We start from the raw sequence: 14873 nt of genomic DNA, 5'->3' as shown, positions 1-14873 counted from the left end.
TCATGATGAAAGTATTGATCACCGGCGGTGCCGGCTACATCGGTTCACATACGACAGTAGAGCTTCTCGAGGCCGGCCACGAGGTCGTGGTGGTCGATAACCTGTGCAATGGCTCCGAGGTTGCCTTGCGCCGGGTGGAAGACATCACCGGCAAGACGGTGGATTTCGTATGCGCGGATATCCGTGACCGCGAGGCGATGGATGCCGTGCTGGCTCACCATGATATTGATGCGGTGATTCACTTCGCCGGCCTGAAGGCGGTGGGGCAGAGCGTGAGCCAGCCGTTGACCTACTACGAGAACAACGTGAACGGAACGCTCGTACTCTGCCAGGCCATGGAAGCCGCAGGCGTGCGGCGTATCGTGTTCAGCTCATCGGCGACGGTGTATGGCAGCGAGGCGCCTGTGCCCTACGTGGAAACCACGCCGCGTGGCACCACGTCGAATCCTTACGGCACCTCCAAGGCGATGGTGGAGAAGGTGCTGGAGGATCTGGTAGAGGCCGATGAGCGTTGGTCTGTTGCGTTGCTGCGGTACTTCAACCCTATCGGTGCGCACCCTTCGGGGAAGATCGGTGAAGATCCGCAGGGCATTCCCAATAACCTGATGCCGTTCATTGCTCAGGTGGCCGTGGGGCGCCGCGATGAACTGACGATCTTCGGCGGCGACTACGCGACGGTGGATGGTACCTGCGAGCGCGATTACCTGCATGTGGTGGACCTGGCCGTCGGGCATCTCAAGGCATTGAAGGCCGTCAGCGAGCGGGGCGTGTCCGTCTATAATCTGGGCACGGGGCAGGGTGTCTCGGTGCTCCAGATGGTTAACAGCTTCACCCGGGTGACCGATGTGGCGGTGCCGTATCGGGTCGGCGCGCGCCGGGCGGGTGACCTTCCTGCCTTCTGGGCGGATGCCGCCAAGGCCGAGAAGGAATTAGGCTGGGTCGCGGGGAAGAGCCTGGACGACATGATGGCCGATACCTGGCGTTGGCAGTCGGGTAATCCGGAGGGATATGGCGGCTGAGCCTCACCAGAGTAGGCATGCTAGAATGGCCGGCCCTTGAGCCGGCCATTTTATTTTGTGCCGCCTGTGTCTTGCTGCCGAGTTGTAACGAAGATGAATGCCAGCCCTGCCAAGATGATGCCTGCGACGCATCGCTATACCAGCCTTGCCGTTTTCCTGTTGGGTGCTCTATCGCTCATCGTGCCGAGTGGCTATTCCGTTGGCGCCGCTTTGCTGCTGGGGGCTGGGGGCGTGCTGTTATGCCGCCGCCAGGTTCCTTCATTGACGGGCCGTGATAGGGCGTTGATGGCGACCATGGCCATGTTTGCCTTGTTCTGGATGCTGCGCGCCTTGGCCGATGGGCAGGGCGTCGGCGGATGGGACAAGCCTTCGCGCTTCCTGCTGGCGGTGCCGGCGCTGTTATGGGTCATGGCCCGCCCGCCCGGGCTGGCCTGGATGTGGTCGGGGCTTGCCTGTGGTGCCATTAGCGCCGGCGGCTGGGCCGCCTGGCAGAAGCTCATACAGGGGGTCGGGCGAGCCGATGGATTCACCTTCGTGATCCAGTTCGGCAATCTCAGCATGTTGCTGGGCGTGCTGTGTCTCGCCGGGCTGGGCTGGGCGGTGAAGCAACCCCAGCGCCGTCGCTGGAGTGCCTTGCTGCTGTTGGGCGCCTTGATGGGCATCCTGGGGTCCTTGTTTTCCGGCAGCCGAGGCGGATGGGTGGGGATTCCCTTTATTCTGCTGGTGCTCTATCGCGGTTATGGCGAATTCCTTTCGGGGCGGCTGAAGGTGGCGGTCCTGGGTGCCATCCTACTCGGGGGTGGGCTGGTTTATGGCCTGCCGCAGACGGGGGTGCAGTCTCGTGTCGATCATGCCGTGGAAGACGTGCAAGGCTACTTCATCGATGGTGATGCCCGAAGCTCCGTGGGGGCACGTTTCGAGATGTGGCGGGGGGCGGCCCATCTGCTCGTCGACAAGCCACTGTTCGGATGGGGTGACAATGGCTATGAGCAGGGCATGCAGGCCTTGGCGGATGATGGCGTGGTCAGTGAGTATGTGACCCGCTATGGGCATGCCCATAACGAGTTCATCGATGCCTTCGCCAAGCGTGGGGTGATCGGGCTGGGGCTGTTGCTAGCGCTTTACCTGGTTCCCATGAGGCTGTTTGCAAGGCGTTTCTCGGAACCCGACCTGGAAGTGCGCTCCATTGCCGTGGCGGGTGTTCTGCTGTCGGTGGCCTATATCGATTTCGGCCTGTCGCAGGTCTTCATGGCCCACAACAGTGGCGTGATGATGTTCGCCTTCTGGTTGGCGACGTTCTATGGCGTCTTGCGTGCTCACGAATCTTCCCATTTGATACGCTGAGTCTCAGCCAGGCATGGAGATAGGGGCGGAGTCATGACACGTCGCGCACATCAAGAAGTGACGGTTCCCGTCGCCCCGGCTGGTGATCTCGCTTTTTCGCCCCTCTATGATGCTCGCATGCGCTGGCCGGTGCTCAGGGCGAGGTGGCAGGTCGCGATTCGTGATGCCCTCCAGAACCGCATCGGTCTGCCGCTTGAGCAGGGCCTGCTTCGTTGGTGGTGTGGAGAATTGCCCGGTGTTTCCGCGCTAGAGCGGTGGGGATTGCCCAGGCGTGCCATGGAAGAGTCTCTTGGGGAGTCGCTTGTTTTGCATGTCGATCCGCGTCAGCTGATACGCAGCACCGACTGGCGTGGTTACTCCCATGGGCTCAGGCCTGCATCCTCCGCCTTCATCTGGGATGGCGAGTGGGACCAGCGACGAGGTGATCTGCGCTTTGGTTCCCGCTATCGTTTTATCAGTGACCTCGACCAACATCGGGACGACCTGGCGCGTACCGAGCGTTTCGGGCAATACATGACGTCTCTACACAGTGGGCGGCCTTGGTCGTCTCATCAGCAGGGCGTGCTATTGGACTCCAAAGAGCGGATTCTGATGTACCTGCGCGTTTACCTGGGTTTCCTCGATCACATGGCCGCTAGTGGCTTCGATGCTAGCCGAGGGAAGGATGAGCTAGGTGTCGCCGTCAACCGTGAAGGACGGCTGCTCAAGATCAACCGTGGTCTGCACCGGCTGGCCATGGCGCAGAGGCTGGGCTTGCCCAGTGTGCCGGTTAGTGTAAAGGCGGTGCATCGGGAGTGGTGGCAGAAAACGGTTGGAGACGCCAAAGGACAGCGGGCGCTGGAAACCGTGAGGAATGCTTTGCAAGACTGTGTTCCCGAATCGCAGCGGGGGGCGTTAGATCCGATGGAGTGGCCGGATCAGTTTGAGTGGCCTTCCCGCTTTTCTTCGAAGCTTTGGTGAGTTTTTCCGTAAAATTGATATTTCCAGATGTCTATAAGGACGTATTATTGGTGCCATCGAGTGTTGATAGAGTGGAAGTTACAAATTCGGGATGCATTTTTCAGGGATGGTGATAAATACTTTTCCACGGGGAATGCCGGCGATGTTCTTGTTAAAGACATCATAGAAAAAAACACTATGGGCTTTTGCCACAAATATTTCGGATGGTGGCCGGAGGCTTCTCCTTGTCGGGTCAGTATCTCATCGGGTCCAGGACAACATCTTCGTGGATCGGCTGTGGCGCAGCGTGAAGTATGAGTGCGTCTACCTGAAGGCCTTCGAAGATGGTGCTCACCTGCGTGAGGACCTGAAGCGTGACGTCACGTGGTTCAATAGAGATCGGCCCCATCAAGGGCTGGACGATGCCACACCCGATGAGGTGTACTTCAAGCAATCACTGACCAAGGCAGTCTGATGCCGATGATGACCCGATCTGAGCTTAGATGACCTGTCAGGTGGTCCAAAGGATGGGAGCCGCTTCAGAGAGTGAGTCGGCCGGCTGGCCTCAAATTTTACGAATAGCCCACTTCGGGGGCGGACGCCCGCGCCGCCCAGGAATGCGGGGCACTGGCACACAATCGATGACGGTATCCAAGACCACATGAACTGGCAATGTTTCAAGCGCCATGCTCGCGAAGAAGCCCTGGGTGGCAAGTCCACTGGTGGGTTTCTTCGGGTTGCTAAGGCGCTATGGTCGACTAATCCTAGCCGCCAGGCGATGTTGCGTCTGCGCTTGACTCAGTGGCTAGCCCATCAGGGGTGGCATTTCCTGGCTCGATGGCAGTTATCTCGGCTGGCCACGCGCTTCGGTGTGTATCTAGGGGAGCAGACGAGCATCGGGCTAGGACTTCGTTTGCCCCACCCGACTTCCATCGTTATCGGCAAGGGGCTGAGCATCGGGGCGCGCTGCCGGATCTATCAACAGGTGTCCCTCGGCACCGCACCGTCCGTGCAAGAGGGCCTGATGCGCCGTGTCGGGGATGACGTGACGATCTATCCCGGGGCCAAGTTTGTTGGAGAGGGGCGGGTCGGAAACCGTGTCGTGGTGGGGGCTAATGCCGTCGTGTCGCAGGCCTTTGGCGACGATGTCGTGCTGGCCGGGGTGCCCGCGCGGGTGGTGCGCGAGACACGGGCCGGCGATCGCATCGGTGCGGTCAGGCGGGTCGGGCAATGATGCGTGACGACACCACCAAGGGCGTATCGACAAGTGAAGGTACACCATCGTCCGGCGACAGGCAGGGCAGTGACTATCGTGTGCTGTTCATCACGGATCATCTGGGCGGTGGTGGCGCCCCCTTGTCGATCCTGGGGTTGGCCGATGCCCTCGCTCGTCGGGGTTGCCACGTCACTCTGCTCGTGCTGGCCGACAAGGTCTGGCATGAGATTCCGGCGGGGGTCAGTGTTGTCCGTCTTCCCTTTCAGTACCAGGGTGTCTGGCAGAAACTGCGGCGCTACCACTTGCATGCGCGCCTGCTTGATCGCTGGGTATCGGCGCAGCCGTCGTCGTTTGACCTCGTGGTGGCCAATCTCCATTACAGCCATCAGGTGGTGAATCGCTCACTGCTGGCTGATCGGGCCTGGCTGTGTATTCGCACCGACCCCACCGTAGCCTTGCTGGGTTCGGGAAAGGCGCGATGGCGGAGCCTGCGCAAGATGCGGTGGCTGTATCACCGGCGTCGGGTGATTGCCATTTCCCGGGGCATTCTGGACTCGCTGGCCCACCACGGGGTAGTCCCGCATGATGCTCAGCTGATCTATAACGTCATCGATGTCGAGGCGATTCGCCGGCGCATGACAGATACCATCCCCCATCAGGATTTCATCGTTTATGTGGGCCGCCTGGCAATGCGCCAGAAGCGTTACGATCGGCTGTTGCGGGCCTACAAGGCCAGTGGTGTGAGTCAGCCACTGGTGATCGTGGGCGATGGCGAGGTCGATGAGGCGAAGGCCCTGGTTCGCTCGCTCGAGGTGGAAGAGCGAGTGATATTTCTTGGTAAGCAAGCCAATCCCTATCCGTACATCCATCGCGCTCGCTTGCTCGTCTTGTCATCGGACTATGAGGGATTCGGGCGTGTCATCGCCGAAGCCTTGGTGTGTGGTACACCGGTCGTCAGTACCGATTGTCCTTCGGGGCCTTGCGAGATCCTGCAAGGAGAGCTTGCCGGGTGCCTGGTGGAGCCGGATGATGGCCCGCTTCTGGGCGAGAAGATCCGTGAGGTACTCGCGTCGCCTCCGGTCATCGAAGAGGCCCACTATCGAGCCTTTCTTCCCGAAACGATTGCAGCCCGCTATCTCAGGCTGTGCGCCGATGGCTAGATGATGAGACTGGCAGGGGAGCTAGGCGCGCGGGGTCGAATCAAAGCAGGCGGCGGAGTTGCTCGATTGCCAGTGCACGGTACTTCGCGCCCCGTAACTTCGTGACCGACAACGAGCGTTCGAGAGCCGGCCAGTGGTCGGCTCTTTTTCTTGGTAAGCGGCGAACGTGAGTGTCGATCCAGACCAGTCCTCCGTTAGCGTCGATCAGCAGGTTGTTGTAGTGCAGGTCGCGATGCACGTAACCGGCGTGGGCCAGTGTGACGACTTCTTCACAGAAGCGTTCGAGGAAGCGGAGTCGGCCCTGCTCATCGAGGGCGTCGAACACCTCGCCGCCGGGTCTCGCATCCTGCCTGTGCTCCATCAGCAGCAGAGACGCGCTGGGGTTCGACGGATTGAGTGACAATCCCCAGCCATGGCAGTGGGGCGTCGTGAGGCCGGCGCGCTGCAGGATGCGCAGGCTGAGGAGTTCCTTGCGGGCGTTGGATTGCAGTAGCCAGCGTTTTTCCAGGTAGTCGCGGCCGAACCAGTCCAGTGGCGCCCGACGTTTGTCGAACTTGTCGGACACCACCTTGGCGAGCAATCGGCCATCTTCGGTGAGGAAGAAACGGCTGCTGCCCACGGCTTCGAAGGCGGCGGTGGTGTGGGTGCTGACCAGCCGCAGGGGGGCCGGCAGCCCATCGGCATGAAACACCCAATAGCGATGAGGACGGCCGTTGAAGGAAATGTTGCGCAACGCCACCGTCACAGTGCCTCGAACTTGGGCAGCACGGTTTCCTTGAGAAACTGCTGATAATGGCGGGGTTCGATGGTCACCGGGTGTTGGTCCATTCGGGCGAGTGCCTGGATCAGGCCTGCTTCATCATCGGGGGCGACCAGGTAGTCTGCCAGCTCCTGGGTCAGGATCTCGCGCGGGCCGCTCGGGCAGTCCACGCTGATCACGGGGGTATGCAGTAGTAGCGCTTCGATCAGCACGCGGGGTAGCCCCTCGGCATCGGAGGTCATCACCATGGCCTTGGCGTGCTGAATGAAGGGATAGGGGTTGCGGTGATAGCCCAGCCACAGTACGCGGTCTTCGAGGCCGAGCGCCTTGATTTGCTCACGAACGGCGGCCTCGTGTTCCGGCTTGCCCTTGCCCATGATCGCCAGTGGGGTGCTCACGCCGCTGGCGGCGTAGGCGCGTAGCAGTCGGTCGTGGCGTTTCCGGGGTTCGATGGCCGCCACGTACAGGAAGTAGTCGCCGTCGGGGAGCGGTGCGCTTTCCTCGGCCATGTCCACGAAGGGGGCGCGTTCGTAGGGGTTGTAGATGGGCACGATGCGTTCGGCCCTGAGCCCCACGACGCGTTCGAGACTCTCCTTCACGCCTTGGGAGACGGCGATGACCTGGCGGCCTCGGTAGAAGCGCCGAACCTTCTTGAAGGCGCGCTCGCGCTGCTTGGGATCGCTGAACTTGGCCGAGACGTCAGACTTGACCCAGAAATAGAGATTCGGGAAATCGAGGTGACGAGTGATCTTGTCGCAGGCGCAGGAGATCACCACGTCGGGTTGCCAGGGGGCCAGCACGCGTTTGACTCGGCGGGCTTGCCATTTTTCGGTCAGCACCGTGCTGGTCGCCCGGGTGAAGCGGCTGACGATAGCCAGGTTCTCGATCTCGAGGCCTTCCGGAAGGCGGTGCTCGATGCGTTCGCGGAGCGTGAACACCTTGACCGTATGACCGCGCTGACGTAACTGGTCGGCGGTATACAGCAGCGATTTCTCGGCGCCGCCGCCGTAGAGATCCCCGATGACGAAGGCGAAGCGTTTGAGAGTCATGGTGTCGTCCTGCGCGCCGGCTCTGCAAAAGGCGAAATTATAGCATGATCAATGGCCGGAGGCGGCGGGGCGCTTCGGCGCGGGCTCGCTGGTGGGGTACAATCACGCCACCGGGGGAAACGTCGGACCAGACGATCAGGAGACGCTGAGAGCATGAAGTTATTGATCACGGGCATGGCAGGGTTCATCGGTCATGCCGTCGCCAGGCGTCTCTCGGGGCAGGGCCACGAGATCGTCGGCGTCGACAACCTCAACGCCTATTACGATGTGTCGCTCAAGCAGGCCCGTTTGGACGACCTGGCCGAGTGCGCAGACGTACGCTTCGAGTGGCTAGAGCTTGCCGACCGCGATGCCGTGGCGGCCCTTTTCGAACGTGAGCGTTTCGACCGGGTGATCCATCTGGCGGCCCAGGCCGGTGTGCGCTATTCGTTGGAAAACCCCCATGCTTATGCCGATGCCAACCTGGTGGGCCACCTCAATGTGCTGGAAGGCTGTCGCCAGGAGCGCGTCGCGCATCTGGTCTATGCCTCCTCGAGCTCGGTCTACGGGACCAATGACAAAGTGCCCTTCGCGACCACCGACAGCGTCGACCAGCCCATCAGCCTCTATGCGGCCACCAAGAAGGCCAATGAGCTGATGGCGCACACCTATTCTCATCTCTATGACTTGCCGACCACCGGGTTGCGCTTCTTCACGGTCTATGGCCCTTGGGGGCGGCCCGACATGGCGATGTTCAAGTTCACGCGTGCCGTACTGGCCGGTGAGCCGATCCAGGTCTTCAACCACGGCGATATGTCCCGCGATTTCACCTATATCGACGATATCGTCGAGGGTGTCGCGCGGATCCTGGCGGTGGTGCCGCGCCGCCGACCCGAGGGCGCCGCCGCGTCGGCCGAGCCGGGCGCCAGTGATGCTCCCTACGCACTTTATAATATCGGCCACGGCAGCCCGGTGGCGCTGATGGACTTCGTGCGGGCCGTGGAAGCCGCGACCGGTTGTGAGGCCAGCTGCGACTTCCAGCCCATGCAGCCCGGCGATGTGCCGCGAACCTGGGCGGATACCGAGTCATTGTTCGAGGCGACGGGCCATCGTCCTCGGGTCGGGGTCGAAGAGGGCGTCGGCCGATTCGTCGAATGGTATCGGGAATATTACGGAGTGTGAGCGTCCGAGGCTTGCGCCTTCGATTCATCTGCGTTGCTAACAGGGAAGGATGCCCATGAAAATCACGATATTCGGTACCGGCTATGTGGGGCTGGTGACCGGCACCTGCCTGGCCGATGTGGGTCACGACGTGCTGTGCATGGATGTGGATGCCGACAAGGTCGCCCGCCTGGAGGCCGGCGAGGTGCCCATCTACGAGCCGGGCCTGGAGGGGATGGTGCAGGCCAACGTGGCCGAGGGTCGGCTGCGCTTCACCACCGATCCGGTCGCGGCGGTGGGCTTCGGCACCCTGCAGTTCATCGCCGTGGGCACGCCGCCGGATGAAGACGGCAGTGCCGACCTGCAGTATGTGCTGGCGGTGGCCGAGACCATCGGCCGTCACATGGCCGATAGTAAGGTCATCGTCGACAAGTCCACCGTGCCGGTGGGCACCGCCGATCGCGTGCATGAAACCGTGGCCGGGGTGCTGGCCGAGCGTGGTGCCTCGCTCGACTTCGAGGTCTGCTCCAATCCCGAATTCCTCAAGGAAGGCGCGGCGATCGAAGACTTCACGCACGGCGCACGGATCATCGTGGGTACCGAGTCCGACAGGGTGAAGGCGCTGATGCACGAGTGCTACGGGCCGTATATCCGTCTTCAGGAAAAACTGATGTTCATGGATGTGCGGGCGGCGGAGCTGACCAAGTATGCCGCCAATGCCATGTTGGCCACCAAGATCAGCTTCATGAACGAGATCGCCAACCTGGCCGAGCGGCTCGGGGCGGACGTGGAGCAGGTGCGTCGTGGCATCGGCTCGGACCCGCGTATCGGCTATCACTTCATCTACCCCGGTTGCGGCTACGGCGGCTCTTGCTTCCCCAAGGATGTCCAGGCCCTGGCGCGGACCGCCAGCGACGTCGACTATACGGCCGAGCTGCTGGGGGCCGTTGAGGCCGTCAACCAACGCCAGAAGCAGACCCTGTTCACCAAGCTGTCGCGGGCCTTCGATGGTGATCTGAATGGCAAGACCATCGCCCTGTGGGGGCTGGCCTTCAAGCCCAATACCGATGACATGCGTGACGCTCCGAGCCGTACGCTCATGGAAGCCTTATGGGCGGCCGGGGCCCGGGTGAAGGCCTATGATCCAGAGGCCATGGGCGAGTGCCGTCGTCTGTACGGGGAACATGACGGTCTCGAGCTGGTGGGAGATCGCACCGAGGCGGTCGACGGCGCGGATGCCTTGGTGATCTGCACCGAATGGAAGAGCTTTCGTAGCGTGGACTTCGCCTGGCTGAAGTCGAAGCTCTCGCTGCCGGTGGTCGTCGATGGTCGTAACCTCTTCGACCCCGAGGCGGTCAAGGCCGCGGGGCTGCTCTACTACGCCGTGGGGCGCGGGGCATCGATTCGCCAGGCCTGACGGCCGCGGCCATCGGGAACGCTGCCTGAGCGGCCGTTGTCAGAGCGGTACTCGTGCCCCTCGGCCTCGACGGCGGTGTAGGCGTCGGCGGATCATCGTGATCGGCCGACGATGAGGGGTGTCATATCAGGCAGTTCGGGAGTCCCCATGATGCAATCCCTACAACGGCTCTTTCAGGGCATGATGACGCCGGAAGCCGCGTCGGAACAGGCCCCGCCGAGCCAGGCGCTGGCCACGGCGGTGTTACTGTGTGAGGTGATCCGGGCGGATTATCGCCTGGAAGAGGTCGAGCTGACACGGTTGTCGGTGATGCTCGCCGAGCGTTTCTCGCTGTCCGATGCCGACGCCGAGGCGTTGGTCCAGCGAGCCTGTGAGGAGACGGAGTCGGCGGTGGACCACCATCGTTTCCTGCGCGCGGTGCGCGATGGCTGCGACGTTGCCGAACGCGTCGAACTGGTCCGCGAGATGTGGTCGCTGGCGTTGATCGATGGTGACAAGGACCCGTTGGAGGAACACCGCATACGGCGTCTGGCCGAGCTCTTGTATGTCGATCACGCGGACTTCATTCGCACCCGGATCGAGGTGGAGCGCGGCGCCGAGTGAGGCTCGCCGCGCCTGTTTATCCGTCACCCTTTCGCGGGAATGGGGTGACATGGCGACGAAAAAGGAGAGCAAGGGATGGCAACAGGTACGGTCGTACTGGGGGCAGGCATGGTCGGGGTCGCGGTGGCCTGGCACCTGGCGCGTCGAGGGCACGATGTCACCCTGGTGGATCGCCGTGCGCCGGGGCAGGAGACCTCGTTCGGTAATGCCGGCATCATCCAGCGCGAAGCCGTTCGTCCTTACCCCTTCCCGCGGGATATCGGCACGCTGTGCCGGGTGTTGCCCAATCGACAGGTCGATATCCGCTATCGTCCCTTGGCGATGCTGCAGTCGGCCGGCTCGCTGTGGCAATACTGGAAGCATTCCGCGCCGTCGCGCTATCGGCAGATCGTGCCCGAATACGCCTCGTTGATCGCGCGTTGCCTGGACGCCCACGGGGCCATGATCGAGGCCGCCGGGGCCGAATCGCTGGTACGTCGCGATGGTTGGCTCGAGGTGTATCGCAGCCAGGCCGGGCTCGAGACGTGCTTGGCCGAGGCCGAGGAAGACGCGGCGCGCTTCGGGCTGCGCTATCGGGCGCTCGACGCCGCGGCGTTAGCCGCGCAAGAGCCTAGCCTGGGCGAGGGGTTGGCCGGCGCCGTGCATTGGCTGGACCCCTGGACGGTGGCCGATCCCGGCGCGCTGGTCTCGGCCTATGCCGAGGCCTTCGAGCGCGAGGGTGGGCGCATCGTGCGCGATGAGGTCGAGGAGCTGTCGGCGGAGAGCGGTGGCTGGCGTGTCACCACCGCCTCGCAGACGCTGCAGGCCGAGTCGATGGTGCTGGCGCTCGGACCCTGGTCACGCCAGTGGCTGTCGCGGCTGGGCGTCTCGGTGCCGCTGTTTCCCAAGCGCGGTTATCACATGCACTACGCAAGCCGCGGGGACGCGCAGCTGAACCACTGGGTGATGGATGCCGAGACGGGGTATCTGCTGGCGCCGATGCGCGCCGGTATTCGCCTGACCACCGGCGCCGAGCTCGAGCGCCTGGAGGCGCCGCCGCATCTCGCTCAGCTGGCGGCCGCCGAGGCCAAGGCGCGGGCGTTGTACCCGCTCGGCGAGCGGCTCGACCCCGAGCCTTGGAAGGGTGCGCGGCCCTGCACGCCGGACATGAAGCCGGTGATCGGCCCGGTCGAGGGGCAGAAGGGCCTGTGGTGTGCCTTCGGGCATGGCCACCAGGGCTTCACCCTGGGGCCGGCCACCGGTGAGCTGTTGGCGCAGATGATGGTCGGGGAAACGCCGGCGATCGACATGCAGCCGTTCCGGGTCGAGCGCTTCTGAGCGAGCCCGTGACGCGCCGGGACTCGGCTACGGGTCCTGGCGCTGATACTTTTCCTTGAGCATGTGAATCAGCAGCTTGAGGACCAGGGTCACGATGAACACCAGCCAGCCGGCGGTGGCCAGCACGTTGAACAGCAGCATCTTCTGGATGCCGTTGACGGGCGTGATCAGGTGCTCGATGAGAATCGCCAGCAGGAAGGCCAGGCCGAGGGGCAGGGCGAGGATGTGCATCCACATCTCGGTGCGGCGCTTGCGCACGTGGTAGCGGCTGAGAAGCACCCGGATGGGGCGATGCACGAGGCTGATCAAGATCAGGCTGCCGGCGATCAGCAAGGCGGCCATGGTGGGTTCGATGTTGTCGATGTACACCGAATAGCTCACCGACCAGTAGACCAGCAGCCACATCAGGCCGGCCAGGATGGCGACGAGGTCGGCGTAGTGACGTACCTTCGGCATGTTTTCTCCCGGGAATCTGTCGGACGTATCGCGGATCCTTTATGACGCGCGGCCTCGCGGCCGATGCCGCCCGCCGCCTGGACCGACGCAGGCAGCCAGGTGACGCGCGTCCTCGGGGCGCGGCGAATGCTCGACAGGCCTGGCAGGATCGGCGTCCATGATACGCCATCGGAGCCGGCTGACGAAGCCGTGTTCGTCGCCGCATGGATCGGCAGGTGGGCAAGCGTAAGGCGCCGGCCGTCGCGCGGCAATAGGGGGTGGTGTCGTTCGGGCGATGGTGTGTCGGAAGGATCGAGGGCCGGTGGCGGGAATCGCCTCCCGCCAGTGGGCCGGCTTCCGGTATACTGCTGCCTATGCCGGGCCTTCGAGGCCCATTCCCGGAATCGCCGAGACAGGATAGATCGTGACCTCCTTGACCCTGACCCGACCCGACGATTGGCATCTGCACCTGCGCGATGGCGCGGTGCTGTCCGCCGTGGTGCCCGCCAGCGCCCGGCAGATGGGCCGCGCCATCATCATGCCGAATCTCACGCCGCCGGTGGCCACCGCCGAGCAGGCGCTGGCCTATCGCGAGCGCATCCTGGCGGCGGTGCCGGAGGGGCTCGACTTCGAGCCGCTGATGACGCTCTATCTCACCGACCGGACCACGAGCGAGGAGATCGAGCGGGCCCACGCTTCCGGGCGGGTGCAGGCGGTCAAGCTGTATCCGGCCGGCGCGACCACCAACTCCGACTCCGGGGTCACCGACCTGGCGAACTGCGATGCGGCCATCGCCGCCATGGCCCGGCTCGGCATGCCGCTGCTGGTTCACGGCGAGGTGACCGACGCCGAGATCGATATCTTCGATCGCGAGGCGGTGTTCATCGAGCGCGTGATGAAGCCGTTGCTGGAGCGTCATCCGTCGCTCAAGGTGGTCTTCGAGCACATCACCACCGCCGATGCGGCGACCTTCGTGGCAGAGGCGCCGGGCAACGTGGCGGCCACCATCACGGCGCATCATCTGTTGTTCAACCGCAACCGCATGCTGGTGGGCGGCATCAAGCCGCATTACTACTGCCTGCCGATCCTCAAGCGCGAGCGTCATCGCCAGGCGCTGATCGAGGCCGCCACCTCCGGCAGCGGCAAGTTCTTCCTGGGCACCGACAGCGCCCCGCATGCCCAGGGCGACAAGGAGAGTGCCTGTGGCTGTGCCGGTGCCTATACCGCCCCGGCGGCCCTGGAGCTGTATGCCATGGCCTTCGAACAGGCCGGCGCGCTGGACCGCCTGGAAGGCTTCGCCAGCCACCATGGCCCCGACTTCTACGGCCTGCCGCGCAACACCGAGAGCGTGACTCTGGTGCGTGAGCCCTGGCGCCTGCCGGAGACGCTACCCTATACGCAGGGTCGGCAGATCGTCCCGCTCCAGGCCGGGGAGATGCTGGGCTGGAGGCTCGACGGCTAGCGACAAGCACCGAGCGACAAGAACCCCCGAAGGCCGAGGCCTTCGGGGGTTCTTTTGCATCGGGCGATCTCACGCTGCAGCTTGTTGCTTATTCTCCCGTCGCGAGCCGTTCGTCGAGGAAGGCCAGGGCGGCATCCAGGGCGCCGTCGCGGGTCAGGAAGGCGGTGATATGGCTGCGTAGCCGCTGCAGATAGAGCTCGGCGGGCACGCCGGCGTCGGCCAGCCGGGCATACATGTCGGTGGCGTGATCCACCGGCACCAGGCCGTCCATGCTGCCATGGAAGAGGAAGTGCGGTGGCGTGGCCGGGGTCACCTGGAGGGCCGGGGAGGCCAGTCGATAGGCGTCGGGCTTCTCGGCCCGGGTGCCGCCGATGAAGTCCACCACCAGCCGACCATCGTCGAACTTCGTGAGGTCGCTCGGCAGGCCGCCGGCGACGACCGCGGCTAGCCGTGTCTGGTCGCCGCCATAGGGCGTGTCCAGTGGGGCGCCGGTGTGCTGTACGCCGAGCAGGCTGACCAGGTGGGCCCCGCTCGAGTAGCCCACCCCGGCGATGCGATCGGTATCGATGCGCCAGGTGTCGGCGTGATCATGCAGCCAGGTCATGGCCACCTGCAGGTCATGCAGCTGGGCGGGGAAACGGTATCGAGGGGCGAAGCGGTAGCCGATGTTGGCGACCACGAAGCCACGAGCGGCCAGGCGTTTGGCGATCGGCGCCATATCCTCGGGGCTGCGGCGCTGCCAGCCGCCGCCGTGAACCAGCAGCGCCGCCGGGCGCCTGGCCTGCCCCGGCGTGTCGGGCAGGTAGACCCGTGCGCCGAGAGGCTCCGGCCAGTCCGTCGGGGTGTAGGTCTGTTCGGCGAGGCGCTGGAAGGACACTTCGACGACGTCCTTCGCCGCGCTCGATGTGCTGGCGGGGGCGTCATCGGTGCTGCGTTGGCTGGCGCAGCCCCCGGCCAGCAGGGGCAGGCATAGGGACAGCCCCAGCAGGCGGAGGCGGCGCCCGATCATGCT

General features: G+C 63.8%; 15 protein-coding genes. 11 read left to right on the top strand and 4 right to left on the bottom strand.

The genetic code is table 11. The annotated features are described in order from the left end of the window. Window positions 1–5: 5 nt before the first annotated feature. The 6 genes from galE (at window position 6) to ETC07_RS01800 (ending at window position 5678) form a co-directional block, all read left to right on the top strand. Window positions 6–1019 (top strand): UDP-glucose 4-epimerase GalE, encoded by a 1014-nt coding sequence (gene galE, locus ETC07_RS01825; RefSeq protein ID WP_136246793.1) that lies wholly within the window; start codon window positions 6–8, stop codon window positions 1017–1019. A 93-nt stretch (window positions 1020–1112) separates the two neighbouring features. Then, window positions 1113–2363 (top strand): O-antigen ligase family protein, encoded by a 1251-nt coding sequence (locus ETC07_RS01820; protein ID WP_205742488.1) that lies wholly within the window; start codon window positions 1113–1115, stop codon window positions 2361–2363. Window positions 2364–2396: 33 nt separating this feature from the next. Then, complete coding sequence (locus ETC07_RS01815; RefSeq protein WP_205742487.1) at window positions 2397–3323, top strand: hypothetical protein; 927 nt, start codon at window positions 2397–2399, stop codon at window positions 3321–3323. A gap of 196 nt (window positions 3324–3519) precedes the next feature. Further along, window positions 3520–3777, top strand: coding sequence for an integrase core domain-containing protein (locus ETC07_RS01810; RefSeq protein WP_136246792.1), 258 nt, complete (start codon window positions 3520–3522; stop codon window positions 3775–3777). Between the two features lie 438 nt (window positions 3778–4215). Next, window positions 4216–4536: an LbetaH domain-containing protein gene (locus ETC07_RS15610; RefSeq protein WP_168709145.1), complete on the top strand. Its 321-nt coding sequence runs from the start codon at window positions 4216–4218 to the stop codon at window positions 4534–4536. After that, on the top strand, window positions 4533–5678 hold the full coding sequence (locus ETC07_RS01800; protein ID WP_136246790.1) for a glycosyltransferase: 1146 nt from the start codon (window positions 4533–4535) through the stop codon (window positions 5676–5678). The genes ETC07_RS15610 and ETC07_RS01800 overlap by 4 nt, the downstream gene beginning before the upstream one ends. Before the next feature lie 40 nt (window positions 5679–5718). On the opposite strand, the gene ETC07_RS01795 is transcribed toward ETC07_RS01800, so the two are convergent. Further along, window positions 5719–6423 (bottom strand): protein kinase family protein, encoded by a 705-nt coding sequence (locus ETC07_RS01795; RefSeq protein ID WP_136246789.1) that lies wholly within the window; start codon window positions 6421–6423, stop codon window positions 5719–5721. Next, a complete protein-coding gene (locus ETC07_RS01790; protein WP_136246788.1) occupies window positions 6420–7487 on the bottom strand; it encodes a glycosyltransferase in 1068 nt (355 codons plus the stop codon). Before ETC07_RS01790 ends, ETC07_RS01795 begins: the two co-directional genes overlap by 4 nt. 153 nt (window positions 7488–7640) lie before the next feature. On the opposite strand from ETC07_RS01790, the gene ETC07_RS01785 reads away from it, so the two are divergent. The 4 genes from ETC07_RS01785 (at window position 7641) to ETC07_RS01770 (ending at window position 11964) form a co-directional block, all read left to right on the top strand. Beyond that, on the top strand, window positions 7641–8648 hold the full coding sequence (locus tag ETC07_RS01785) for an NAD-dependent epimerase (RefSeq protein ID WP_136246787.1): 1008 nt from the start codon (window positions 7641–7643) through the stop codon (window positions 8646–8648). A gap of 55 nt (window positions 8649–8703) precedes the next feature. Further along, window positions 8704–10044, top strand: coding sequence for a UDP-glucose dehydrogenase family protein (locus ETC07_RS01780; protein ID WP_136246786.1), 1341 nt, complete (start codon window positions 8704–8706; stop codon window positions 10042–10044). Between the two features lie 147 nt (window positions 10045–10191). Continuing rightward, window positions 10192–10647: a tellurite resistance TerB family protein gene (locus ETC07_RS01775; protein WP_136246785.1), complete on the top strand. Its 456-nt coding sequence runs from the start codon at window positions 10192–10194 to the stop codon at window positions 10645–10647. Between the two features lie 75 nt (window positions 10648–10722). Next, window positions 10723–11964 (top strand): NAD(P)/FAD-dependent oxidoreductase, encoded by a 1242-nt coding sequence (locus ETC07_RS01770; protein WP_136246784.1) that lies wholly within the window; start codon window positions 10723–10725, stop codon window positions 11962–11964. Window positions 11965–11991: 27 nt separating this feature from the next. Here the strand turns inward: ETC07_RS01770 and ETC07_RS01765 are convergent, their stop codons facing one another. Further along, a complete protein-coding gene (locus ETC07_RS01765) occupies window positions 11992–12420 on the bottom strand; it encodes a hypothetical protein (protein ID WP_136246783.1) in 429 nt (142 codons plus the stop codon). A gap of 403 nt (window positions 12421–12823) precedes the next feature. On the opposite strand from ETC07_RS01765, the gene pyrC reads away from it, so the two are divergent. After that, complete coding sequence (gene pyrC, locus ETC07_RS01760) at window positions 12824–13861, top strand: dihydroorotase (RefSeq protein ID WP_136246782.1); 1038 nt, start codon at window positions 12824–12826, stop codon at window positions 13859–13861. 88 nt (window positions 13862–13949) lie between these two features. Here the strand turns inward: pyrC and ETC07_RS01755 are convergent, their stop codons facing one another. Continuing rightward, entirely contained in the window at window positions 13950–14870 is a 921-nt protein-coding gene (locus ETC07_RS01755) for an alpha/beta hydrolase (protein WP_136246781.1), read from the bottom strand. Window positions 14871–14873 lie beyond the last annotated feature (3 nt).

Origin of the sequence: Halomonas borealis, assembly GCF_004798905.1 — a bacterium.
Taxonomy (GTDB): domain Bacteria; phylum Pseudomonadota; class Gammaproteobacteria; order Pseudomonadales; family Halomonadaceae; genus Halomonas; species Halomonas borealis.
Note: the sequence above shows the minus strand (reverse complement) of the source record. Positions and strands in the feature narration are given on the sequence as shown.

Coding starts and splice junctions, on each gene's coding strand:
- ETC07_RS01780 (WP_136246786.1), top strand. CDS start 8,704: ATGAAAATCACGATATTCGGTACCGGCTATGTGGGGCTGGTGACCGGC.
- ETC07_RS01790 (WP_136246788.1), bottom strand. CDS start 7,487: ATGACTCTCAAACGCTTCGCCTTCGTCATCGGGGATCTCTACGGCGGC.
- ETC07_RS01820 (WP_205742488.1), top strand. CDS start 1,113: ATGAATGCCAGCCCTGCCAAGATGATGCCTGCGACGCATCGCTATACC.
- ETC07_RS01775 (WP_136246785.1), top strand. CDS start 10,192: ATGATGCAATCCCTACAACGGCTCTTTCAGGGCATGATGACGCCGGAA.
- ETC07_RS01765 (WP_136246783.1), bottom strand. CDS start 12,420: ATGCCGAAGGTACGTCACTACGCCGACCTCGTCGCCATCCTGGCCGGC.
- ETC07_RS01770 (WP_136246784.1), top strand. CDS start 10,723: ATGGCAACAGGTACGGTCGTACTGGGGGCAGGCATGGTCGGGGTCGCG.
- ETC07_RS01800 (WP_136246790.1), top strand. CDS start 4,533: ATGATGCGTGACGACACCACCAAGGGCGTATCGACAAGTGAAGGTACA.
- ETC07_RS01755 (WP_136246781.1), bottom strand. CDS start 14,870: ATGATCGGGCGCCGCCTCCGCCTGCTGGGGCTGTCCCTATGCCTGCCC.
- ETC07_RS01785 (WP_136246787.1), top strand. CDS start 7,641: ATGAAGTTATTGATCACGGGCATGGCAGGGTTCATCGGTCATGCCGTC.
- galE (WP_136246793.1), top strand. CDS start 6: ATGAAAGTATTGATCACCGGCGGTGCCGGCTACATCGGTTCACATACG.
- ETC07_RS01815 (WP_205742487.1), top strand. CDS start 2,397: ATGACACGTCGCGCACATCAAGAAGTGACGGTTCCCGTCGCCCCGGCT.